26 protein-coding genes are annotated in these 20,912 nt (G+C 61.1%); 17 read left to right on the top strand and 9 right to left on the bottom strand.

Annotation, left to right across the window (positions count from 1 at the left end; genetic code table 11):
* Positions 1 to 31: 31 nt before the first annotated feature.
* The 4 genes from FFI16_RS28775 to pilG are packed head-to-tail and all read right to left on the bottom strand — an operon-like array spanning position 32 to position 3,436.
* Positions 32 to 2,083, bottom strand: coding sequence for a methyl-accepting chemotaxis protein (locus FFI16_RS28775; RefSeq protein ID WP_138813471.1), 2,052 nt, complete (start codon positions 2,081 to 2,083; stop codon positions 32 to 34).
* Positions 2,080 to 2,604: a chemotaxis protein CheW gene (locus FFI16_RS28770; protein WP_138813470.1), complete on the bottom strand. Its 525-nt coding sequence runs from the start codon at positions 2,602 to 2,604 to the stop codon at positions 2,080 to 2,082. The genes FFI16_RS28775 and FFI16_RS28770 overlap by 4 nt, the downstream gene beginning before the upstream one ends.
* Before the next feature lie 12 nt (positions 2,605 to 2,616).
* Positions 2,617 to 2,982: a twitching motility response regulator PilH gene (gene pilH, locus FFI16_RS28765; protein ID WP_138813469.1), complete on the bottom strand. Its 366-nt coding sequence runs from the start codon at positions 2,980 to 2,982 to the stop codon at positions 2,617 to 2,619.
* 46 nt (positions 2,983 to 3,028) lie between these two features.
* Complete coding sequence (gene pilG, locus FFI16_RS28760) at positions 3,029 to 3,436, bottom strand: twitching motility response regulator PilG (protein WP_010564379.1); 408 nt, start codon at positions 3,434 to 3,436, stop codon at positions 3,029 to 3,031.
* A 239-nt stretch (positions 3,437 to 3,675) separates the two neighbouring features.
* On the opposite strand from pilG, the gene gshB reads away from it, so the two are divergent.
* The 7 genes from gshB (at position 3,676) to FFI16_RS28725 (ending at position 9,572) form a co-directional block, all read left to right on the top strand.
* A complete protein-coding gene (gshB, locus tag FFI16_RS28755; protein ID WP_138813468.1) occupies positions 3,676 to 4,629 on the top strand; it encodes a glutathione synthase in 954 nt (317 codons plus the stop codon).
* Between the two features lie 77 nt (positions 4,630 to 4,706).
* Positions 4,707 to 5,612, top strand: a complete 906-nt coding sequence (locus FFI16_RS28750; protein WP_138813467.1) for an energy transducer TonB — start codon at positions 4,707 to 4,709, stop codon at positions 5,610 to 5,612.
* Between the two features lie 67 nt (positions 5,613 to 5,679).
* Positions 5,680 to 6,249, top strand: a complete 570-nt coding sequence (locus tag FFI16_RS28745; RefSeq protein WP_017139445.1) for a YqgE/AlgH family protein — start codon at positions 5,680 to 5,682, stop codon at positions 6,247 to 6,249.
* A complete protein-coding gene (gene ruvX, locus FFI16_RS28740; RefSeq protein WP_003195067.1) occupies positions 6,249 to 6,686 on the top strand; it encodes a Holliday junction resolvase RuvX in 438 nt (145 codons plus the stop codon). The genes FFI16_RS28745 and ruvX overlap by 1 nt, the downstream gene beginning before the upstream one ends.
* Before the next feature lie 82 nt (positions 6,687 to 6,768).
* On the top strand, positions 6,769 to 7,275 hold the full coding sequence (pyrR, locus tag FFI16_RS28735) for a bifunctional pyr operon transcriptional regulator/uracil phosphoribosyltransferase PyrR (protein WP_017139446.1): 507 nt from the start codon (positions 6,769 to 6,771) through the stop codon (positions 7,273 to 7,275).
* A 24-nt stretch (positions 7,276 to 7,299) separates the two neighbouring features.
* Positions 7,300 to 8,304, top strand: coding sequence for an aspartate carbamoyltransferase catalytic subunit (locus FFI16_RS28730; RefSeq protein WP_056857699.1), 1,005 nt, complete (start codon positions 7,300 to 7,302; stop codon positions 8,302 to 8,304).
* Complete coding sequence (locus tag FFI16_RS28725) at positions 8,301 to 9,572, top strand: dihydroorotase (RefSeq protein WP_138813466.1); 1,272 nt, start codon at positions 8,301 to 8,303, stop codon at positions 9,570 to 9,572. Before FFI16_RS28730 ends, FFI16_RS28725 begins: the two co-directional genes overlap by 4 nt.
* A gap of 143 nt (positions 9,573 to 9,715) precedes the next feature.
* Here the strand turns inward: FFI16_RS28725 and FFI16_RS28720 are convergent, their stop codons facing one another.
* Positions 9,716 to 10,144 carry a TM2 domain-containing protein gene (locus tag FFI16_RS28720; protein WP_138813465.1) on the bottom strand — a complete coding sequence of 143 codons (429 nt, stop codon included), beginning with the start codon at positions 10,142 to 10,144 and terminating at the stop codon, positions 9,716 to 9,718.
* A gap of 249 nt (positions 10,145 to 10,393) precedes the next feature.
* Here FFI16_RS28720 and FFI16_RS28715 point away from each other — a divergent pair, with 249 nt between their 5' ends.
* Positions 10,394 to 11,029 (top strand): C40 family peptidase, encoded by a 636-nt coding sequence (locus tag FFI16_RS28715; protein ID WP_017139450.1) that lies wholly within the window; start codon positions 10,394 to 10,396, stop codon positions 11,027 to 11,029.
* Between the two features lie 134 nt (positions 11,030 to 11,163).
* On the opposite strand, the gene FFI16_RS28710 is transcribed toward FFI16_RS28715, so the two are convergent.
* Positions 11,164 to 12,198, bottom strand: coding sequence for a type IV pilus twitching motility protein PilT (locus tag FFI16_RS28710; protein WP_138813464.1), 1,035 nt, complete (start codon positions 12,196 to 12,198; stop codon positions 11,164 to 11,166).
* A gap of 57 nt (positions 12,199 to 12,255) precedes the next feature.
* On the opposite strand from FFI16_RS28710, the gene FFI16_RS28705 reads away from it, so the two are divergent.
* The 9 genes from FFI16_RS28705 to FFI16_RS28665 all read left to right on the top strand — a co-directional run bounded on the left by FFI16_RS28705 (position 12,256) and on the right by FFI16_RS28665 (position 18,958).
* A complete protein-coding gene (locus FFI16_RS28705; protein ID WP_138813463.1) occupies positions 12,256 to 12,942 on the top strand; it encodes a YggS family pyridoxal phosphate-dependent enzyme in 687 nt (228 codons plus the stop codon).
* Positions 12,943 to 12,975: 33 nt separating this feature from the next.
* Positions 12,976 to 13,794: a pyrroline-5-carboxylate reductase gene (gene proC, locus FFI16_RS28700; protein WP_138813462.1), complete on the top strand. Its 819-nt coding sequence runs from the start codon at positions 12,976 to 12,978 to the stop codon at positions 13,792 to 13,794.
* Positions 13,795 to 13,819: 25 nt separating this feature from the next.
* Positions 13,820 to 14,407 (top strand): YggT family protein, encoded by a 588-nt coding sequence (locus tag FFI16_RS28695; protein WP_017139454.1) that lies wholly within the window; start codon positions 13,820 to 13,822, stop codon positions 14,405 to 14,407.
* Between the two features lie 194 nt (positions 14,408 to 14,601).
* A complete protein-coding gene (locus FFI16_RS28690) occupies positions 14,602 to 15,741 on the top strand; it encodes a homoserine O-acetyltransferase (RefSeq protein WP_138813461.1) in 1,140 nt (379 codons plus the stop codon).
* 7 nt (positions 15,742 to 15,748) lie between these two features.
* Positions 15,749 to 16,369 carry a methionine biosynthesis protein MetW gene (gene metW, locus FFI16_RS28685; RefSeq protein ID WP_016972957.1) on the top strand — a complete coding sequence of 207 codons (621 nt, stop codon included), beginning with the start codon at positions 15,749 to 15,751 and terminating at the stop codon, positions 16,367 to 16,369.
* A 20-nt stretch (positions 16,370 to 16,389) separates the two neighbouring features.
* The gene (locus FFI16_RS28680) at positions 16,390 to 16,824 is read left to right on the top strand and encodes a DUF4426 domain-containing protein (RefSeq protein WP_138813460.1); all 435 of its coding nucleotides are present in this window, start codon (positions 16,390 to 16,392) and stop codon (positions 16,822 to 16,824) included.
* Positions 16,821 to 17,417: an RdgB/HAM1 family non-canonical purine NTP pyrophosphatase gene (gene rdgB, locus FFI16_RS28675; protein ID WP_105521096.1), complete on the top strand. Its 597-nt coding sequence runs from the start codon at positions 16,821 to 16,823 to the stop codon at positions 17,415 to 17,417. The genes FFI16_RS28680 and rdgB overlap by 4 nt, the downstream gene beginning before the upstream one ends.
* The gene (gene hemW, locus FFI16_RS28670; RefSeq protein ID WP_138813459.1) at positions 17,414 to 18,616 is read left to right on the top strand and encodes a radical SAM family heme chaperone HemW; all 1,203 of its coding nucleotides are present in this window, start codon (positions 17,414 to 17,416) and stop codon (positions 18,614 to 18,616) included. Before rdgB ends, hemW begins: the two co-directional genes overlap by 4 nt.
* Before the next feature lie 18 nt (positions 18,617 to 18,634).
* Positions 18,635 to 18,958 (top strand): DUF3392 domain-containing protein, encoded by a 324-nt coding sequence (locus tag FFI16_RS28665; RefSeq protein ID WP_017139459.1) that lies wholly within the window; start codon positions 18,635 to 18,637, stop codon positions 18,956 to 18,958.
* 143 nt (positions 18,959 to 19,101) lie between these two features.
* On the opposite strand, the gene trmB is transcribed toward FFI16_RS28665, so the two are convergent.
* From trmB to thiS, 3 genes are all read right to left on the bottom strand, one after another.
* Complete coding sequence (trmB, locus tag FFI16_RS28660; protein WP_138813458.1) at positions 19,102 to 19,827, bottom strand: tRNA (guanosine(46)-N7)-methyltransferase TrmB; 726 nt, start codon at positions 19,825 to 19,827, stop codon at positions 19,102 to 19,104.
* Between the two features lie 9 nt (positions 19,828 to 19,836).
* Positions 19,837 to 20,631, bottom strand: coding sequence for a thiazole synthase (locus FFI16_RS28655; protein ID WP_105521099.1), 795 nt, complete (start codon positions 20,629 to 20,631; stop codon positions 19,837 to 19,839).
* Between the two features lie 65 nt (positions 20,632 to 20,696).
* Positions 20,697 to 20,897 (bottom strand): sulfur carrier protein ThiS, encoded by a 201-nt coding sequence (thiS, locus tag FFI16_RS28650; RefSeq protein WP_178112716.1) that lies wholly within the window; start codon positions 20,895 to 20,897, stop codon positions 20,697 to 20,699.
* Positions 20,898 to 20,912: the final 15 nt, after the last annotated feature.

Raw genomic sequence — 20,912 nt, 5'->3', positions numbered from 1 at the left:
AGCAAGCCCGCTCCCACATTTGGATAGCATTTCAATCGTCTACCTGTTTGGCTGCTGGCAGGGTGAAACCCGACACCGACCGGCGCAACTGGCTGGCCATTTTTGCCAGGTTGCCGATGCTTTCCGCCGTGGCCGTGGAGCCCGACGACGTCTGCGTGGTGATCTGCTGAATCACGTTCATCGTCAGCGAAATCTGCCCCGCCGACGAGGTCTGTTGCTGCGCCGCATTCGAGATGCTCTGAATCAACGCCGCCAGGGTTTTCGACACACCTTCGATCTCTTCCAGCGCCACGCCCGCGTCCTGGGCCAGCCGCGCGCCACGCACCACTTCGGTGGTGGTTTGTTCCATGGAGATAACCGCTTCGTTGGTGTCGGCCTGGATCGCGCGCACCAGGGTTTCGATTTGCCGGGTGGCGGCGGATGAGCGCTCGGCCAGCCTTTGCACCTCATCGGCAACCACCGCAAAACCGCGCCCGGCGTCACCAGCCATGCTCGCCTGGATGGCGGCGTTGAGGGCGAGGATGTTGGTCTGGTCGGCAATGTCGTCGATCAGGCTGACGATGTCGCCAATCTCCTGGGACGACTCGCCCAGGCGCTTGATGCGCTTGGCGGTGTCCTGGATCTGTTCGCGGATGTTGTCCATGCCATGGATGGTGTTGTGCACCACCTCGTTGCCCTTGTTGGCGATTTCCACCGAGCGCTCTGCCACAGCCGAGGATTCGGCGGCGTTGGCCGACACTTGATCGATGGATTGCGCCATCTGATTGATCGCCGTGGAGGCTTCAGCGATCTGCTGGGCTTGGTGCTCCGAGGCCTGGGCCAGGTGCATGGCGGTGGCCTGGGTGTCCTGCACCGCACCGGCCACTTGCCCGGCAGTGAGGTTGATGGTGGCGACCAGATCGCGCAGCTGGTCCACGGAGTAGTTGATGGAATCAGCGATGGTGCCGGTGAAGTCCTCGGTGACCGAGGCGGTCACGGTGAGGTCGCCGTCGGCCAGGTCTTCGATTTCATCCAGCAGGCGCATGATCGCGTTCTGATTGCGCTCGTTTTTCTCGGCGGTTTCATGCAGTTGGCGGTTGGTTTCGCGCACCATCACCAGGCCGATCAAAATAATCGAGGCCAACGCCAGCAAACCCAGCACATACCCGCCAATAGTGTCGAAACTACGCCCGCTGGCAAGGTTTTCAAACCCGGTGGCCAGGTGCGAGGCTTCATCGAGCAGGGTTTGCGAGAGGTTGAAGATATTGCTTGCCGAGGCCCGCACCTGGAACAGCTGTGGCGAGGTTTCGAGGATTTCATCCACGGAGCCGGAGACAAACTCGAACAGCTCCGAAATTTCCGCCAGCCGTGCGCACGCGTCATGGTCCTCGACCTGGGTAATGCGCAGGCCTGGGTTGCCATTGAGCATACCGTTGAGCACCACACCGAAACGGCTGGCATCGCGGCCAAAGGCATCGGCGGCTTGCACGGCAGTTTCGTCACCAGCCAGCACGGTGTTGACCGCGCCTAAAATGCGCTCGGCCAACAGCGACTGGCGCTGGGCCAACGCTACCTGGCTGGCCGGGGCACCGCGTTGCAGGAGGATATCGACGACCTTTTCCGACTCCATCTGCAATTGCGGCACGGTTTCGGCGAGGGTCGCGGCCACTTGATGCAGGGACAGCACGGTTTGCTCGCTGGCGAGAATCGCGTCGGTGTTTTTCAGCAACGCTTCCCAGTCGGTCTGCACCGCGCGCATTTCCGCACGTACCGCACTGGGCGCGGCCGGCAGGCCGGTCTCGATATCACCTTTTTTCAGGTAGCCCCAACGCTGCGCAAAGTCGTTGCGCGCATCGCCCAGCAATTTGAACGCGGCGGCCTTGCCGGCAGCGGCCTCGGTGGCGTTTTTGGCGATGCGCTGCGACAGCACGCGCAGCTCACCGGCGTGGCCGATGTACTGTTTGTCGTAGGTGGACTGGGTGTTGAGGTACGCGAAGTTGGCGAACAACAGCATGATGAACACGATCAGCGCGATAAACAGCACGATGATCTGTGAGCGGCTGCGCGACGCGGCCTGGGGTTTGGGTGTGGTGACGGTGGTCATGCGGCAACATCCATAAAGCCCGGGGCCTGGGCCAGAGCGAAGGGGCTGAAGACTTGCCACACCTGATCGCTGTCGAACTCACCCTGGATAAACGGCGCGGCTGGGGCAGTGCTCACCAACAAAGCGTCCTGTGCGAAATGCTGCATGCCCACCACCTCGTCTACCAGCAACCCGACAAACAGGTCGTTGTATTCGACCACCAGCACCCGCCGTTGCTTGCGGGCCTTGGACAGTTCCAGGCCGAGAAAACCGCCCAGGTCCATCACCGGCAGCAAACGCCCGCGCAGGTTGGCCACGCCCTTGACCCATGGCTTTACGCCGGGCATCAAGGTGCAGCGCGGCTCATGCAACACTTCGGCAACTTCGCCCATCGGCGCCACGTACCAGTGTGGCCCCAGGCGAAAGCCGATCCCGCTCCAGCGTTGCAGGCGGGCTTCCTGGGACGGCAGGTCGGCGGCCAGCAGGCGGCAGCGGCGGTCGATGTCCAGCAGCAGCTCGAAGGCGGTTTGCGACTCGGTCATGATCGCGAGCCTTTAGCCGGCCAATACCTTGTTCAAGGTGGCGATCAGGGTGTCTTCGTCCACCGGTTTGGTCAGGTAGTCCTTGGCACCCTGGCGAGTACCCCAGACCTTGTCGGTTTCCTGATCTTTGGTGGTGATGATGATCACCGGGATATGCTCGGTTTCTTTGTCTTTGGTCAGTTGGCGCGTAGCCTGGAACCCATTGAGGCCCGGCATCACGATATCCATCAATACCGCGTCAGGCTTTTCCTGGCGGGCGAGCGCTACACCATCACCGCCGTTGGCGGCCTTAAGCACCACGTGGCCGTGCTTTTCCAGCATGCCGGTGAGTTTGTACATTTCAGTCGGCGAATCGTCGACGATCAGAACGCGTGCCATGGTTTTCCCCACTACATTGGTCGGCGCCGGCCCTTGTGAGGCGGCGTCAGTGTGCTTGTTCTACTGCGGCGAACCCCGGCACGTAAGCCTTGATTGCACCCAGCAGTTCTTCCTTGCTGAAAGGCTTGGTCAAAAACTGATCGACACCGACGATGCGCCCCTTGGCCTTGTCGAACAGGCCGTCTTTGGAGGACAGCATGATCACCGGGATCGACTTGAACGCCGGGTTGTTCTTCACCAGGGCGCAGGTCTGGTAGCCATCCAGGCGCGGCATCATGATGTCGACAAAGATAATGTGCGGGTGATGATCAACAATCCGGGCCAGGGCATCGAAACCGTCGATGGCCGTGATCACATCGCAGCCCACGTTCTTCAACAGCGTCTCGGCGGTGCGGCGGATCGTTTTTGAATCGTCGATCACCATCACTCTCAAGGCGTTGGAATGCTGTTCCATATCTGCTCTACCATCGCCACAGCGAATCGGTTTTCGGTGTGTACTGCCTGATGTTGCACAGGATGAGCGCCGCAAGCCTTGGAATTCAAGGGCTGCTGCGCCATGGCAGTCTTTTTAGCACAGTCTCCGGGCGCAATCTATCGAGCAACCGGCCAGGTGGTTTTTCCTTGACCCACAACAGCCGCAGCGCCACTCTGACGCCACTTTTATGCGCCCTAATTTGCTAGAGGAAATCCCCCATGAGCGTTCGCGTCGGCATTGTCATGGACCCTATCGCCAGCATTTCCTATAAAAAGGACAGCTCGCTGGCCATGCTTCTGGCCGCCCAGGCCCGCGGCTGGACGTTGTTCTATATGGAGCAGCGCGATCTTTACCAGGGCGACGGCGAAGCCCGCGCGCGCATGCGCCCGCTGCAGGTGTTTGCCAACCCGGAGAAGTGGTTTGAGCTGTCGGACGAGATCGACAGCCCGCTGAGCGATCTGGACGTGATCCTGATGCGCAAAGACCCGCCGTTCGACATGGAGTTCGTCTACTCCACCTACCTGCTGGAGCAGGCCGAGCGCGCCGGCGTGCTGATCGTCAACAAGCCGCAGAGCCTGCGCGACTGCAATGAAAAGCTGTTCGCCACGCTGTTCCCGCAGTGCACGCCGCCGACCGTGGTCAGCCGCCGCGCCGACGTGCTGCGTGAATTCGCCGCCAAACACGGTGATGTGATCCTCAAACCGCTGGACGGCATGGGCGGCACGTCGATCTTCCGTCACCGCGCCGGCGACCCGAACCTGTCGGTGATCCTGGAAACCCTGACCGCGCTGGGCACCCAGCAGATCATGGGCCAGGCTTATATTCCGGCGATCAAGGATGGCGACAAACGCATCCTGATGATCGACGGCGAGCCGGTGGATTACTGCCTGGCGCGTATTCCGGCGGCAGGCGAGACCCGTGGCAACCTGGCGGCCGGTGGTCGTGGTGAAGCACGCCCACTGACAGACAAAGATCGCTGGATTGCGGCCCAAGTCAGCCCAACCCTGCGGGAAAAGGGCCTGCTATTTGTAGGACTAGACGTAATTGGTGAGAACCTCACCGAAATCAACGTCACCAGCCCGACCTGTATTCGCGAGATCGACAACGCATTTGGCACGAACATCGGCGAAATGCTGATGGCGGCCATTGAGCGCAAGCTACAAGTCAAGTGACATAGAACAGCCGGACATCAACCAACATTGCGTTATCATGCGCCACCTGTGAAACGCGCGATGTTGGTTTTTTTGTCATGACACTCCCGTCCGATCTGCCCCCCGAACTCTCCCACAGCGGCGTGCGCCCGGCTGATCGGCTCGGATTTACCCTGTTCCTGGCCGCCTTGATCCACCTCGCCCTACTGCTCGGCCTGGGCTTCACCTACGTCGAACCCAAGCAGATCACCAAAACCCTGGAAATCACCCTCGCCACGTTCAAGAGCGAAAAGAAGCCCGAAAAGGCTGACTTTCTTGCCCAGGACAACCAGCAAGGCAGCGGCACCCTCGACAAGAAGGCCGTGCCCAAGACCACCGAAGTGGCGCCTTTCCAGGACAACAAGGTCAATAAAGTCACACCGCCACCCGCCCCCAAGCCCGAGGTCAAGCAGGCCGCGCCCAAGGCTGCCGTGACCACCGTCGCGCCCAAACCGCAAAAAGCTGCGACCCAGCGCGAGAAAGCCAAGACCGAGCCAACGCCTGAGCCCGTCAAACCGGCGCCGACGTTCGACAGCTCACAACTTTCCGACCAGATTTCCAGCCTCGAAGCCGAACTGGCCAATGAACAGCAGCTATACGCCAAGCGCCCACGCATCTACCGGCTGAATGCCGCGTCAACCATGCGTGACAAAGGCGCCTGGTATAAGGACGAGTGGCGCAAGAAGGTCGAGCGCATCGGCAACCTCAACTACCCGGATGAAGCCCGACGTCAGCAGATCTATGGCAATTTGCGTCTTCTGGTGTCGATTAACCGCGATGGTTCGCTATATGAAGTGCAGGTGCTGGAGTCGTCCGGCCAGCCGCTGCTGGACCAGGCTGCCCAGCGCATCGTGCGCCTGGCTGCGCCTTTCGCGCCGTTTACCGGTGACTTGAACGACATCGACCGCCTGGAAATCATCCGCACCTGGAAGTTTGCCAGGGGCGATCGGCTGTCCAGCAATTGATGACAATTGCTGTCTGGAACACATCCCCAGCTTGTCAGTTCGCCCCTCCAACGCCACACTAGTGGGCATGAAAAATGTCAGCCCGACCTACCTCAAGCACCAATTCCTGATCGCCATGCCCCATATGGCCGACCCGAACTTTGCGCAGACCTTGACCTACATCGTCGAGCACACGGCCAATGGTGCCATGGGGTTGGTGGTCAACCGCCCGCAAGAGCTGAACCTGGCCGATATCCTTGAACAACTGCGCCCCGAGATCGACCCGCCAGCGCGCTGCCAGGGCGTGCCGATCTACATTGGCGGGCCGGTGCAGACCGATCGTGGTTTTGTGCTGCACCCCACCGGGCCGAAGTTTCAGGCCACCGTGGACCTTGAAGGCGTGTCGCTGTCCACCTCCCAGGACGTGTTGTTCGCCATCGCCGACGGCGTTGGCCCTGAGCAAAGCGTGATCACCCTCGGCTACGCCGGTTGGGAAGCCGGGCAACTGGAAGCGGAACTGGCCAGCAATGCCTGGCTGACCTGCCCGTTTGACGCCGACATCCTGTTCAACACCGCCAGCGAGCTGCGCCTGGAAGCGGCTGCCGCCAAGCTGCGGGTCAACCTCAGCCTGCTGACCAGCCAGGCGGGGCACGCCTGATGGCTTTGCGCTTGATCCTCGGATTTGACTACGGCACCAAACAGATCGGCGTAGCGGTCGGCCAGGTGATTACCGGCCAGGCCCGCGAGCTGTGTACCTTGAAAGCCCAGAACGGCGTACCGGACTGGAACCAGGTTGAAGCCCTGATTAAAGAGTGGAAGCCCGATGCGGTGGTGGTCGGCCTGCCCTTGAACATGGACGGTACCCCCAGCGACATGTGCCTGCGCGCGGAAAAATTCGCCCGCCGCCTCAATGGCCGCTACAACCTGCCCTTCTATACCCACGATGAACGCCTGACCACCTTTGAAGCCAAGGGTGAGCGCCGCGACCGTGGAGGGCAAAAAGGCAGCTACCGCGACAACCCGGTAGACGCCATCGCCGCCGCCTTGTTGTTGCAGGGCTGGCTGGATGAAAACACCGCTTTATTTGAATCCTGACTGACGCGGCTTGCCGCGTCTTTTTACGTTTGAGTCCGGACCTTGCTGCGCCCCCGCCGCGCAAGGCCTTGAAGGAGCCACCATGAGCCTGCCCAATCCCGCCGAACTGATCAGCCAGATGGCGATTCGCCTTAAGGCCCACCTGGAACACCGCGCCATCAGCGAGCCGCGTTTTATCGGCATCCGCACCGGCGGTGTGTGGGTGGCCCAGGCGCTACTGGAAGAACTGGGCAGCGATTCGCCGCTGGGCACCCTGGACGTGTCCTTTTACCGCGACGACTTCAGCCAGAATGGCCTGCACCCGCAAGTGCAGCCCTCGGCGCTGCCGTTCGAGGTCGAAGGCCAGCATCTGGTGCTGATCGACGACGTGCTGATGAGCGGCCGCACCATACGCGCGGCCCTCAACGAGCTGTTCGACTACGGCCGCCCGGCCAGCGTGACCCTCGTATGCCTGCTGGACCTGGACGCCGGCGAATTGCCGATCAGCCCGGACGTGGTTGGCGCAACGCTGTCGCTGCAAGCCCATCAACGGGTAAAATTGTCCGGTCCCACGCCGCTCGAACTCGAACTGCAAGACCTTGCCCTTTAAACCGCCTTGTACAGAGTCCCCGCGATGACGCCTCTAGATGCCAAGCGCCCGCTGCAGCTCAATGCTCAGGGCCAGTTGCAACATTTCTTGTCCCTCGACGGTTTGCCCCGCGAACTGCTCACTGAAATACTCGACACCGCCGACTCATTCCTCGAAGTCGGTGGCAGGGCGGTGAAGAAAGTCCCGCTGCTGCGCGGCAAAACCATCTGCAATGTGTTCTTCGAGAACTCCACGCGCACCCGCACCACCTTTGAACTGGCGGCCCAGCGGCTGTCGGCCGACGTGATCACACTGAACGTGTCCACCTCGTCGGCGAGCAAGGGCGAAACCCTGCTCGACACCCTGCGCAACCTGGAAGCCATGGCCGCCGACATGTTCGTGGTACGCCACGGCGACTCCGGCGCCGCGCACTTCATCGCCGAGCACGTGTGCCCGCAGGTGGCAATCATCAACGGCGGTGACGGCCGCCACGCCCACCCGACCCAGGGCATGCTGGACATGCTCACTATCCGTCGGCACAAGGGCAGCTTTGAAAACCTGTCGGTGGCCATCGTCGGCGACATCCTGCACTCGCGGGTGGCGCGCTCGAACATGCTGGCCCTGAAAACCCTGGGTTGCCCGGACATTCGCGTGATCGCACCGAAAACCCTGCTGCCGATCGGCATCGAACAATACGGCGTGAAGGTCTACACCGACATGACCGAAGGCCTCAAGGATGTAGACGTGGTGATCATGCTGCGCCTGCAACGCGAGCGCATGTCCGGTGGCCTGCTGCCGAGCGAAGGCGAGTTCTACCGCCTGTTCGGCCTGACTACCGCACGTTTGGCCGGCGCCAAGCCGGACGCCATCGTGATGCACCCAGGCCCGATCAACCGTGGCGTGGAGATTGAATCGGCGGTGGCCGATGGCCCGCAGTCGGTGATCCTCAACCAGGTGACTTATGGCATCGCCATCCGCATGGCCGTGCTGTCCATGGCCATGAGCGGGCAAACCGCGCAACGTCAATTCGAGCAGGAGAACGCCCAGTGAAGCTCAGCATTCTTGGCGCTCGCGTTATCGATCCGGCCAGCGGCCTGGATCAAGTCACCGACCTTCACCTGGAAGCCGGCAAGCTCATCGCCATTGGCGCCGCGCCCGCAGGTTTCAGCGCCAGCCAGAGCATCGACGCCAAAGGTTTGGTAGCCGCGCCTGGCCTGGTGGACCTGAACGTCGCTTTGCGCGAGCCGGGTTACAGCCGCAAAGGCAGCATCGCCAGTGAAACCCGCGCCGCCGCAGCCGGTGGCGTCACCAGCCTGTGCTGTCCGCCGCACACCAAGCCGATCCTGGATACTTCGGCGGTGACCGAGCTGATCCTCGACCGCGCCCGTGAAGCCGGTAATTGCAAAGTATTCCCCATCGGCGCGCTGAGCAAAGGCCTGGAAGGCGAACAACTTGCCGAGCTGATCGCCCTGCGTGACGCCGGTTGTGTGGCATTTGGCAATGGATTGGAGAGTTTTCGCAGCACCCGCACGCTGTGCCGTGCCCTGGAATATGCGGCTACGTTCGATCTGACCGTGATCTTCCACTCCCAGGACCGCGACCTGGCCGAAGGCGGCCTGGCCCATGAAGGCGCCGTGGCCAGCTTCCTCGGCTTGCCGGGCATTCCGGAAACCGCTGAGACCGTGGCCCTGGCCCGCGACCTGCTGCTGGTGGAACAAAGCGGCGTGCGTGCGCACTTCAGCCAACTGACCAGCGCACGCGGTGTGGCCTTGATCGCCCAGGCCCAGGCGCGCGGCCTGCCGGTGACGGCGGATGTGGCGTTGTATCAGCTGATTTTGACCGATGAGGCGTTGATCGACTTCTCCAGCCTTTATCACGTGCAGCCACCGCTGCGCACCCTGGCCGACCGCGAGGGTTTGCGTGCGGCGGTGAAGTCAGGTGTGGTTTCGGCGATTTCCAGCCATCACCAGCCCCACGAACGGGATGCCAAGCTGGCACCGTTTGGCGCTACCGAGCCGGGCATCAGCAGCGTAGAGCTGTTGCTGCCCTTGGCGATGACGTTGGTGGAGGACGGCTTGCTGGACTTGCCGACCCTGCTGGCGCGCCTGAGCGCCGGCCCGGCCGAGGCTCTACGCTTGCCGGCGGGTAAATTGGCGGTAGGTTCGGCGGCGGACCTGGTGTTGTTTGACCCGGCCAGCTCCACGGTTGCCGGGGAACACTGGCTGTCCAAAGGTGAAAACTGCCCGTTCATCGGCCATAGCCTGCCGGCGACGGTGCGTTACACCTTGGTGGATGGGCGGATTACTTACCAGGCCTGACTCCAGTCTGGAGTGGCCACAGTAAATGTGGGAGCGGGCTTGCTCGCGAATACGGTGTATCAGCTGGCAAATATGCTGACTGATCCACCGTATTCGCGAGCAAGCCCGCTCCCACATTGGGCTCTCTAATAGGCTTGAGAGACTTAGCGGCCGCTATTGCGCTCAGCATTGCGGATCGAAATCTGCGTATTCAACGTCCAGAAGTCATACAGCACCCCGATCAGGAACAAACCGCCGGTCAGCAGGTAGATCAGGCCGGTGATCCATTTGCCCTGATACATGCGGTGCAAGCCGAACACACCCAGGAACGCCAACAGTATCCAGGCCACGTTGTATTCGATAGGGCCGGCGGTGAAACGCAGGTCCGCTTCACGGTCCATGGCCGGGATCAGGAACAAGTCGATCAGCCAGCCGATGCCGAACAGGCCGAAGGTGAAAAACCAGATCGTGCCGGTCACGGGTTTGCCGTAATAGAAACGATGTGCCCCGGTAAAACCGAGAATCCAGAGCAGGTAACCGATCACCTTGCTGTGGGTGTCTTGCTGCGTAACATCCTGTCGATAGGTGTTCATGGAGTACCTCTTTTGCCTCGATAGATAAATTTTTTCATTTTCTTTGTGACTTTTTTACGGGCGCCCGACGCACGGCAAATGGTATCTTCCCTCCCGCAAAGCCTTATGCCACCTGACTTCTGTAGGACAATAGCGGCAATTCGTCGCGTTTTTCCTGTATTTGACCCCAGGGTTCAGTCGACAAACGGCCTGAGAACGACACAAAAAGCTGTTATAAAGTTGCGCGCAAACCTAAAAGAGCCACGCCTAATGCGACCATTTTTCAAGACATGGCTAACCATCTGCCTATTAATGCCACTGGCCGCCCACGCCACCAATCGTGAGCAACGTCTTCCTAACGTTAACGGTTTCACCCCTAAAGTTCACAGCACACCCAGCACTGCCAAGTCGGTAAAGCTGACCGTCAACCGCCCGACTCAAGTGAGCAAGGCCCACGGTAAAGCAATCCACACCCAACTGGCCGTCAATACCAAACAAAGCAGCAATGTCCTCAGCCGTGCCGTTAACGTGCTCGGTACACCTTATCGTTGGGGCGGCAGCAGCCCAAGTAAAGGGTTCGACTGCAGCGGTTTGGTGAAATATGCGTTTAATGATGTAAAAGCAGTGGATTTGCCGCGCACCTCCAACGCCATGGCTGCCGGCCACGGCTTGAAGGTTGACCGCAAGGATTTGAAACCGGGCGACCTGTTGTTCTTCAAGCTGAAGAGCCGCCAGGTCAACCACGTTGCCATCTACCTGGGCAACGACCGCTTTATCCACGCACCGCGCCGTGGCAAGTCGGTGAGCATCGACACACTGAAAAAGCCGTTCTGGGACAAGAACTACGTGATTGCCAAGCGTGTTCTGCCTAAAGAGCAGAATAACCTGCGGGTTGTTCAACGCTGAATGCACTACAAAATGTGGGAGCTGGCTTGTCGAATCGTCGCACCGCTGCGATAGCGGACTGCCAGGCGACATCTCTGTCGACTGGCACACCGTAATCGCAGGCAAGCCAGCTCCCACACTGATTTCATCAGCCTTCAGATATCTGTCGGCACCCGCGCCAGCCCCCGCGCATCCTCCCGGCTGATCAGCCCTTCGCTGACCAACGCCTTCAAGCTCATATCCAGCGTTTTCATCCCCAACGCCCCACCGGTCTGAATCGCCGAGACCATCTGCGCCACCTTGTCCTCGCGGATCAGGTTACGAATGGCTGGCGTGCCCAGCATGATTTCGTGCGCCGCCACCCGGCCGCCGCCGAGTTTCTTGACCAGCACCTGGGACACCACCGCCTGCAACGACTCCGACAGCATGGCGCGCACCATGGCTTTTTCCCCCGCCGGGAACACGTCCACCAGCCGATCCATGCTCTTTGCCGCTGAGGTGGTGTGCAGCGTGCCCAATACCAAGTGCCCGGTCTCTGCGGCCGTCAGTGCCAGGCGGATGGTTTCCAGGTCACGCAGTTCGCCCACCAGAATCACATCCGGGTCTTCACGCAGGGCCGACCGCAGCGCCGCCGAGAAGCTGTGGGTATCGCGGTGTACCTGACGCTGGTTGATCAGGGCCATTTTCGGCCTGTGGATAAATTCGATCGGGTCTTCCAGGGTGAGGATGTGCTGGCGTCGGTGCTGGTTGAGGTGGTCGATCATCGCCGCCAGGGTTGTCGACTTGCCGGAGCCGGTCGCGCCGGTCACCAGCACCAGGCCACGCGGCAGCTGCGCGATACGGCGGAATACCTCGCCTAACCCGAGGCTCTCCAGGCTTTGCACTTCGGTGGGGATGGTGCGAAACACCGCGCCCATGCCGCGATCCTGGCGGAACACATTCGCGCGGAACCGCGCCAGGCCCGGCAGTGCGAAGGCAAAATCCGTTTCAAGAGATGTTTCGAAATCCTTTTGTTGGTGCTGGTTGAGCAAAGGACTCAACAAGTCCGCAACTTGCGTAGGCGAAAGCACCGGGCCATCCAAGGGCCAGATTTCGCCATCGACCCGCAGCATTGGCGCCAGACCGGCTGACAAATGCAGGTCGGAGGCGCCACGGCGCACGCTGGCCGTCAGCAGTTCAGTGATATCCATAGGGCTTTCCATTTCCAGTAGAATGCCGCGGACTCCATATCCACGGGTGCATCTTGAATGTCGACGATAGCAGACAACATTGGCCAGGTTAGCCAGCGCATCCGCGCCGCGGCCCACGCCGTGCAACGTGACGAAAGCAGCATCCACCTGCTGGCCGTGAGCAAGACCAAGCCGGCCCAGGCCGTGCGCGAAGCCTATGCCGCCGGCATGCGCGACTTTGGCGAGAACTACCTGCAGGAAGCCCTGGGCAAACAGGCCGAATTAACCGACCTGCCCTTGAGTTGGCACTTCATCGGCCCCATTCAATCGAACAAGACTCGTGCGATCGCCGAGCACTTCGCCTGGGTGCATTCCGTGGACCGCCTGAAAATCGCGCAACGCCTGTCTGAACAACGCCCGGCTGACCTGCCACCGCTGAATATCTGCATTCAGGTGAATGTGAGTGGCGAAGCCAGCAAGTCCGGCTGTACACCCGCCGACCTGCCGGCCTTGGCCACTGCCATCAGCGCCCTGCCGCGTTTGAAGCTGCGTGGCTTGATGGCGATCCCCGAGCCGACTGAAGATCGCGCGGCACAAGATGCAGCCTTTGCTGCGGTAAAAGACCTGCAAGCCAGCCTGAACCTGCCGCTGGACACACTTTCCATGGGCATGAGCCACGACCTTGAGTCGGCCATCGCCCAAGGGGCCACTTGGGTGCGGATTGGTACCGCCCTGTTTGGCGCCCGCGACTACAGCCAGGCGTGAAATGGCTGACACCCCTCTAAGTAAGGACCTGTCATGAGCAACACGCGTATTGCCTTTATCGGCGCCGGTAACATGGCGGCCAGCCTGATCGGCGGCCTGCGGGCCAAGGGCCTGGAAACCACGCAAATCCGCGCCAGCGACCCCGGCGCCGAAACCCGCGCCCGCGTCAGCGCCGAGCACGGTATCGAAACCTTTGCCGATAACGCCGAGGCCATCCACGGCGTCGACGTGATTGTGCTGGCGGTCAAGCCACAAGCCATGAAGGCCGTGTGCGAAAGCCTGCGCCCGAGCCTGCAACCGCACCAACTGGTGGTGTCGATCGCCGCCGGTATCACCTGCGCGAGCATGAACACCTGGCTCGGCGCCCAGCCGATCGTGCGTTGCATGCCCAATACTCCGGCACTACTGCGCAAGGGTGTGAGCGGCTTGTACGCCACCGCCGAGGTGACTGCCGAGCAGCGCGACCAGGCTCAGGAACTGCTGTCTGCCGTGGGCCTGGCCGTGTGGCTGGAACAGGAGCAGCAGTTGGACGCGGTCACCGCTGTGTCCGGCAGCGGCCCGGCTTACTTCTTCCTGTTGATCGAAGCCATGACCGCCGCCGGCGTCAAACTCGGCCTGCCCCATGACGTCGCTGAGCAACTGGCCGAGCAAACCGCTTTGGGCGCCGCGAACATGGCGGTAGAAAGCACTGTGGACGCCGCCGAGTTGCGCCGTCGCGTGACCTCGCCAGGTGGCACCACGCAAGCTGCGATCGAATCGTTCCAGGCCGGGGGCTTTGAAGCCCTGGTGGAAAAAGCACTGGGTGCCGCAGCACACCGTTCAGCCGAGATGGCTGAGCAACTGGGCAAATAGTCATCCCCTACCAAGGTAATCAAACATGCTCGGAATCAATGACGCTGCCATTTTCATCATCCAGACCCTGGGCAGCCTGTACCTGCTGATCGTGCTGATGCGTTTTATCCTGCAACTGGTGCGGGCGAACTTCTACAACCCGCTGTGCCAGTTCGTGGTCAAGGCCACCCAACCGCTGCTCAAGCCGCTGCGCCGGGTAGTGCCGAGCATGTTCGGCCTGGACATGTCCTCGCTGGTGCTGGCGCTGTTGCTGCAAATCCTGTTGTTTGTGGTGATCCTGATGCTCAACGGCTACCAGGCATTTACCGTGCTGCTGTTGCCATGGGGTTTGATCGGGATCTTCTCGCTGTTTTTGAAGATCATTTTCTGGTCGATGATCATCAGCGTGATTCTGTCGTGGGTCGCACCTGGCAGCCGCAGCCCTGGCGCTGAGTTGGTGGCCCAGATCACCGAGCCGGTGCTGGCGCCGTTCCGTCGCCTGATCCCGAACCTGGGCGGCCTGGATATTTCGCCGATCTTCGCGTTTATCGCCATCCAGCTGCTGCAAAGCTGGGTGATTCCGCGCCTGGCGTACTATGCGTTCATGCCTAAAGAGCTGTTTGGCCTGATCTGATAGGTGAGAGCTGGCTTGCCTGCGATGCAGGCACCTTGGTGTGTCACTCTCACCTTGGTGATGCAATCGCAGGCAAGCCAGCTCCCACACAAGCCAGTGCTGATATCTGTATCTGCGTACTGGTGCAGGCCTTTGCTTGCCGCTGGGGTCACCGCTCTTTAGACTTACGCCTCATTTAAACGAGAGCAGGGTCGATGCCAGCTGCCTTCCCCCCCGATTCTGTTGGACTGGTGGTGCCCCAAGTGGCGCACTTCAGCGCACCGCTGGCCCTGGCCTGCGGCCGTTCACTGCCAGCCTACGACCTGATCTATGAAACCTACGGCCAGTTGAACGCCACCGCGAGCAACGCCGTGCTGATCTGCCACGCCTTGTCCGGCCATCATCACGCCGCTGGCTTTCACAGTGCCGACGAGCGCAAGCCCGGCTGGTGGGACAGCTGCATCGGCCCCGGCAAGCCCATCGACACCAACAAATTCTTTGTGGTCAGCCTGAACAACCTCGGCGGCTGCAACGGTTCCACCGGCCCAAGCAGCCTCAACCCGGAAACCGGCAAGCCATTCGGCGCCGACTTCCCGGTGCTCACCGTGGAAGACTGGGTGCACAGCCAGGCGCGCCTCGCCGACTTGCTGGGCATCAGCCAATGGGCCGCCGTGATCGGCGGCAGCCTGGGCGGCATGCAGGCGCTGCAATGGACCATCTCCTACCCGGATCGCGTGCGCCATTGCCTGGCCATCGCCTCGGCACCAAAGCTGTCGGCGCAGAACATCGCTTTCAACGAAGTGGCACGCCAGGCGATCCTCACCGACCCCGAGTTCCACGGTGGTTCGTTCCAGGAAGCCGGTGTGATCCCCAAGCGCGGCTTGATGCTGGCGCGGATGGTCGGGCATATCACCTACCTGTCCGATGACTCCATGGGCGAGAAATTCGGCCGTGGGCTCAAGAGCGAAAAGCTCAACTACGACTTCCACAGTGTCGAGTTCCAGGTCGAAAGCTACCTGCGTTATCAGGGCGAGGAGTTTTCCGGGCGCTTTGACGCCAACACCTACCTGCTGATGACCAAGGCGCTGGACTACTTCGACCCGGCCGCCAACCACGACGACGACCTGGCGAAAACCTTCGAGCACGCCACGGCCAAGTTCTGCGTGATGTCGTTCACCACCGACTGGCGTTTCTCGCCGGCGCGCTCCCGTGAGCTAGTGGACGCCTTGATGGCCGCGCGCAAAGACGTCTGCTACCTGGAGATCGATGCTCCGCAAGGCCATGACGCCTTCCTGATTCCGATCCCGCGTTACTTGCAGGCTTTCAGCAACTACATGAACCGCATAACTTTGTGAGAACGCCATGAGAGCCGACCTGGAAATCATCCAAGACTGGATCCCCGCCGGCAGCCGCGTGCTCGACCTTGGCTGCGGCGATGGCGAACTGCTGAGCTGGCTGCGCGACAACAAGCAAGTTACCGGTTATGGCCTGGAAAACGACCCGGACAACATCGCCCAGTGCGTGGCCAAGGGCATCAACGTGATCGAGCAGGACCTGGACAAGGGCCTGGGCAACTTTGCCAGCAACAGTTTCGATATCGTGGTGATGACCCAGGCCCTGCAGGCGGTGCATTACCCGGACCGCATCCTCGACGAGATGCTGCGTGTGGGCCGCCAGTGCATCATTACCTTCCCCAACTTCGGCCACTGGCGCTGCCGCTGGTACCTGGCGACCAAGGGCCGCATGCCGGTCTCGGACTTCCTGCCCTACACCTGGTACAACACGCCGAACATCCACTTCTGCACCTTCGAAGACTTTGAAGCCTTGTGCGGCGAGCGGGAAGCCAAGGTGATCAACCGCCTTGCCGTCGATCAACAGCACCGCCACGGCTGGGCGAGTAAACTATGGCCCAACCTGTTGGGCGAAATTGGTATCTACCGGGTCAGCAGCCCTGGCCTGACCGACCACAAGATTGCCGTCTAATTATTTCAAGAGGGACGCTTATGAGTCGTTTGGCTATTTTTTTATTGACTGCACTGCTGGGCGCCAACGCCATGGCCGCCGATGTTATCGACCCTAATCGCACCAAAGAATTTGGTGATATCACCGTGCGTTACAACACCTTTACCTCCAGCTTCCTGCAACCCGAAACCGCTCAAGCGGTGGGCGTGGTACGCAGCAAGAACAAAGGCTTGATCAATGTGTCGGTGTTCAAAGGCGTGACGCCTGTTGTGGCGCAAGTCACCGGCACCATCAAGGACTTGAGCGGTAAGAGTGAAGTGCTGACGTTTAAGCAAATCACCGAAAAAGGCGTGACCAATTACCTGGCCCCTTACTCAGTGCCGCAACAAGAATTCAAGACCTTCACTATCAATGTTGAAACTGGCGGCAAGGCCCACGGTTTCAGTTTTGTCCAAGAACTTTTCCCGGCCGAATGATGAACCTCACCCAACTCGTACTGGCCAGCCATAACGCCGGCAAACTCAAAGAACTCCAGGCCATGCTCGGCGACTCCGTGCAACTGCGCTCGATCGGAGAGTTCAGCCAGGTAGAGCCGGAAGAGACCGGCCTGTCGTTTGTTGAAAACGCCATCCTCAAGGCCCGCAATGCCGCACGCATCTCCGGCCTGCCGGCACTCGCGGACGACTCGGGCCTGGCCGTGGATTTCCTCGGCGGCGCGCCGGGCATCTACTCGGCGCGGTATGCCGATGGCAAAGGCGATGCGGCTAACAACGCCAAGCTGCTCGAAGCCCTCAAGGATGTGCCGGACGCCGAACGTGGTGCACAGTTCGTCTGTGTGCTGGCGCTGGTTCGCCACGCCGATGACCCGTTGCCGATTCTGTGCGAAGGCCTGTGGCACGGGCGCATCCTGCATGCCGCCAGTGGCGAGCATGGCTTTGGCTATGACCCGTTGTTCTGGGTGCCGGAGCGCAATGTCTCCAGCGCCGAACTGAGTCCGGCCGACAAGAACCAGATCAGCCACCGCGCCCGCGCAATGGATTTGCTGCGCCAACGCCTGAGCCTGAAATGACCCAAAACACCTCTGCGCAGCCGCTGATCCACGGCGGCGCGCAAACACCGCGGGCGGCCTTGCCGGTGCTGCCGCCCCTGGCGCTGTACATCCACATTCCGTGGTGCGTACGCAAATGCCCGTATTGCGACTTCAACTCCCACACCGCGAGCAAAGTGCTGCCGGAAGAAGAGTATGTGGACGCGCTGTTGGCCGACCTTGATCAAGACCTGCACGCGGTTTACGGCCGTGAACTCAGTTCGATCTTCTTCGGTGGCGGCACGCCCAGCCTGTTCAGCGCCGTCGCGCTGGGCCGCCTGCTCAAAGGCGTGCAAGCCCGGATCCCGTTTGCCGACGACATCGAAATTACCCTGGAAGCCAACCCCGGCACCTTCGAGCAAGAGAAGTTCGTGGCGTACCGCAAGCTGGGGATCAATCGCCTGTCCATCGGCATCCAGAGCTTCCAGCAGCAAAAGCTTGAGGCGTTGGGCCGCATCCATAATGGCGATGAAGCCGTGCGCGCCGCAGGTATGGCGCGCCAGGCCGGGTTCGATAACTTCAACCTGGACCTGATGCACGGCTTGCCCGATCAGTCGCTGGACGATGCCCTGAGCGACTTGCGCCAGGCCATCGCACTGAAGCCCACGCACTTGTCCTGGTATCAGCTGACGCTGGAGCCCAACACCGTGTTCTGGAACCAGCCGCCCGCGCTGCCGGAAGACGACACGCTGTGGGACATTCAGGAAGCCGGCCAGGCGCTGCTGGCTGAACACGGTTATGCACAATATGAAGTGTCGGCCTATGCCCAGCCGGGCCGCCCGGCGCGACACAACCTGAACTACTGGAGCTTCGGCGACTTTATCGGCATTGGCGCTGGCGCCCACGGCAAGCTCAGCCATCCGGACGGGCGTATCGTGCGCACCTGGAAAACCCGGGCCCCCAAGGACTACCTTAACCCGGCCAAGAGCTTCCAGGCCGGGGCGAAAGAGCTGACCAATGAAGAGCTGCCATTCGAGTTCCTGATGAACGCTTTGCGCCTCACCGCAGGCGTCGAATCCAAGCTCTACGCCGAACGCACCGGCCTCGACCTGGCCAGCCTCGACGAAGGCCGCCAGGAGGCAGAACAAAGTGGCTTAATGCAGGTCGAACCGTCACGCCTGGCGGCCACCGACCGCGGGCAACTGTTTCTCAATGACCTGTTGCAGAAGTTTTTGAGCTGATCGCTCTAAGGAAATCACATGGATTTGGTACTCGACCTGCTCGCCACCGTGTCCCGCTGGAGCCGTAGCAACCTGTCGGAAATCTCCCTGGCCCTTGTCGGCTGCCTACTGGTGTTGTTTGGCGCTGATATCAAAGGCTGGATCGAAGGCCGCTTGGGCAGCATCGCCGGCGCATTGCGCGTACCGTTGATGGCATTGGTGTGCATGATCGGCAGCGGCGCGGCACTGCTGTATGCCACGCCGTGGATTGTGCGGGGGCTGAGCCAGTTCAATAACTACAGCCTGGCGCCGGTGTTGGTGGTGGTGCTGGTGTTGATAGGCGTAGTAGCCGACCGCCGCTGACTTAAAGCTCAACACAAAAGCAAATGTGGGAGCGGGCTTGCTCGCGAATGCGGTGGTTCAGTCACCTAAGATGTCGACTGACACTGCGCTTTCGCGAGCAAGCCCGCTCCCACATTTTTGACCGTATTCCGAGCCTGGGACTATTAGTCCAGCTTCTCGAACTTCAAATCCCAAACCCCATGCCCCAGTCGCTCGCCGCGGCGTTCGAACTTGGTGATCGGGCGCTCAGCCGGGCGTGGCACGCATTTGCCGTCTTCGGCCAGGTTGCGGTAGCCAGGCGCTACGTCCATCACTTCCAGCATGTATTCCGCATACGGTTCCCAGTCGGTGGCCATGTGCAGGATGCCGCCCACCTTGAGCTTGCTGCGCACCAGCTCCGCGAAGGAAGCCTGGACGATACGGCGTTTGTGGTGACGCGATTTGTGCCAAGGGTCGGGGAAGAACAGCATCAGACGGTCGAGGCTGTTGTCGGCGATGCAGCGGTTGAGCACTTCAATCGCGTCGCAGTCGTAGACGCGCAGGTTGGTCAGGCCTTGGGTCAGTACGCCGTTAAGCAGCGCACCGACACCTGGGCGGTGCACTTCCACACCGATAAAGTCCTGGTCCGGCGCGGCGGCGGCCATTTCCAGCAGGGAGTGGCCCATGCCGAAACCGATTTCCAGGGAACGCGGCGCCGAACGGCCGAACACCTGGTCGTAGTCCACCGGCGCATCGGCCAATGGCAACACGAACAGCGGCGTACCTTGCTCCAGGCCCTTTTGCTGGCCTTCGGTCATGCGGCCGGCGCGCATCACAAAACTCTTGATGCGGCGGTGCTTGGACTCGTCGCCTTCTTCCACGGTGTTCGGCGTTTCGTTTGATTCAGTCATCAATGGCTCTTACTTGATCAGACCATCCAGCGGCGAGGAGGCGCTGGCGTACAGTTTTTTCGGCATGCGACCGGCGAGGTACGCCAAGCGGCCCGCGACGATTGCGTGTTGCATGGCTTGGGCCATCATGACCGGCTGCTGGGCATGGGCGATGGCCGAGTTCATCAGCACCGCGTCACACCCCAGCTCCATGGCGATAGTGGCGTCGGAGGCTGTGCCCACGCCCGCATCCACCAGCACCGGAATCTTGGCTTCTTCGAGGATGATTTGCAGGTTGTACGGGTTGCAGATGCCCAAACCGGAACCAATCAGACCGGCCAACGGCATCACGGCAATGCAGCCGATTTCGGCCAATTGGCGCGCGATGATCGGGTCATCACTGGTGTACACCATCACGTCAAAACCTTCCTTGACCAGGGTTTCGGCGGCCTTGAGGGTTTCGATCACGTTGGGGAACAGGGTTTTCTGGTCGGCCAGTACTTCCAGCTTCACCAGGTTGTGGCCGTCGAGCAGCTCACGGGCCAGGCGGCACGTGCGCACGGCTTCGATGGCGTCGTAGCAACCGGCAGTGTTCGGCAGGAAGGTGTAGCGATCCGGCGACAACACTTCGAGCAGGTTCGGCTCGCCTTCGATCTGGCCGAGGTTGGTGCGGCGCACGGCAAACGTCACGATCTCGGCACCCGAGGCTTCGATGGCCAGACGGGTTTCTTCCATGTCGCGGTACTTGCCGGTGCCGACCAGCAGGCGGGACTGGTAGGTACGACCGGCCAGGACGAAGGGCTTGTCGCTACGAACGATGCTCATGGGAAATCCTCGAAGTGGGGTGAGGTTCTGCAGAATCCGGGTTGGCGCCCTTGAGCGCCGGGCGGCTAGCCGCCGCCGATGGCGTGGACCACTTCCACCTGATCACCTTCGGTGAGCGCGGTTTCGGCATGCTGGCTACGCGGGACGATATCCAGGTTGAGCTCCACTGCGACTCGGCGTCCGGTCAGGTCCAGACGGGTCAGCAGGGCCGCAACGGTTTCACCGTCGGGCAGTTCAAGGGGTTCGCCGTTCAACTGAATGCGCATGCCACGGGCCGCCAT

The sequence above is a fragment of the Pseudomonas sp. KBS0710 genome (assembly GCF_005938045.2).
GTDB lineage: Bacteria > Pseudomonadota > Gammaproteobacteria > Pseudomonadales > Pseudomonadaceae > Aquipseudomonas.
This window is presented reverse-complemented; position numbering and strand designations above follow the sequence as displayed.

Coding starts and splice junctions, on each gene's coding strand:
- FFI16_RS28775 (WP_138813471.1), bottom strand. CDS start 2,083: ATGACCACCGTCACCACACCCAAACCCCAGGCCGCGTCGCGCAGCCGC.
- FFI16_RS28770 (WP_138813470.1), bottom strand. CDS start 2,604: ATGACCGAGTCGCAAACCGCCTTCGAGCTGCTGCTGGACATCGACCGC.
- pilH (WP_138813469.1), bottom strand. CDS start 2,982: ATGGCACGCGTTCTGATCGTCGACGATTCGCCGACTGAAATGTACAAA.
- pilG (WP_010564379.1), bottom strand. CDS start 3,436: ATGGAACAGCATTCCAACGCCTTGAGAGTGATGGTGATCGACGATTCA.
- gshB (WP_138813468.1), top strand. CDS start 3,676: ATGAGCGTTCGCGTCGGCATTGTCATGGACCCTATCGCCAGCATTTCC.
- FFI16_RS28750 (WP_138813467.1), top strand. CDS start 4,707: ATGACACTCCCGTCCGATCTGCCCCCCGAACTCTCCCACAGCGGCGTG.
- FFI16_RS28745 (WP_017139445.1), top strand. CDS start 5,680: ATGAAAAATGTCAGCCCGACCTACCTCAAGCACCAATTCCTGATCGCC.
- ruvX (WP_003195067.1), top strand. CDS start 6,249: ATGGCTTTGCGCTTGATCCTCGGATTTGACTACGGCACCAAACAGATC.
- pyrR (WP_017139446.1), top strand. CDS start 6,769: ATGAGCCTGCCCAATCCCGCCGAACTGATCAGCCAGATGGCGATTCGC.
- FFI16_RS28730 (WP_056857699.1), top strand. CDS start 7,300: ATGACGCCTCTAGATGCCAAGCGCCCGCTGCAGCTCAATGCTCAGGGC.
- FFI16_RS28720 (WP_138813465.1), bottom strand. CDS start 10,144: ATGAACACCTATCGACAGGATGTTACGCAGCAAGACACCCACAGCAAG.
- FFI16_RS28715 (WP_017139450.1), top strand. CDS start 10,394: ATGCGACCATTTTTCAAGACATGGCTAACCATCTGCCTATTAATGCCA.
- FFI16_RS28710 (WP_138813464.1), bottom strand. CDS start 12,198: ATGGATATCACTGAACTGCTGACGGCCAGCGTGCGCCGTGGCGCCTCC.
- FFI16_RS28705 (WP_138813463.1), top strand. CDS start 12,256: ATGTCGACGATAGCAGACAACATTGGCCAGGTTAGCCAGCGCATCCGC.
- proC (WP_138813462.1), top strand. CDS start 12,976: ATGAGCAACACGCGTATTGCCTTTATCGGCGCCGGTAACATGGCGGCC.
- FFI16_RS28695 (WP_017139454.1), top strand. CDS start 13,820: ATGCTCGGAATCAATGACGCTGCCATTTTCATCATCCAGACCCTGGGC.
- FFI16_RS28690 (WP_138813461.1), top strand. CDS start 14,602: ATGCCAGCTGCCTTCCCCCCCGATTCTGTTGGACTGGTGGTGCCCCAA.
- metW (WP_016972957.1), top strand. CDS start 15,749: ATGAGAGCCGACCTGGAAATCATCCAAGACTGGATCCCCGCCGGCAGC.
- FFI16_RS28680 (WP_138813460.1), top strand. CDS start 16,390: ATGAGTCGTTTGGCTATTTTTTTATTGACTGCACTGCTGGGCGCCAAC.
- rdgB (WP_105521096.1), top strand. CDS start 16,821: ATGATGAACCTCACCCAACTCGTACTGGCCAGCCATAACGCCGGCAAA.
- hemW (WP_138813459.1), top strand. CDS start 17,414: ATGACCCAAAACACCTCTGCGCAGCCGCTGATCCACGGCGGCGCGCAA.
- FFI16_RS28665 (WP_017139459.1), top strand. CDS start 18,635: ATGGATTTGGTACTCGACCTGCTCGCCACCGTGTCCCGCTGGAGCCGT.
- trmB (WP_138813458.1), bottom strand. CDS start 19,827: ATGACTGAATCAAACGAAACGCCGAACACCGTGGAAGAAGGCGACGAG.
- FFI16_RS28655 (WP_105521099.1), bottom strand. CDS start 20,631: ATGAGCATCGTTCGTAGCGACAAGCCCTTCGTCCTGGCCGGTCGTACC.
- thiS (WP_178112716.1), bottom strand. CDS start 20,897: ATGCGCATTCAGTTGAACGGCGAACCCCTTGAACTGCCCGACGGTGAA.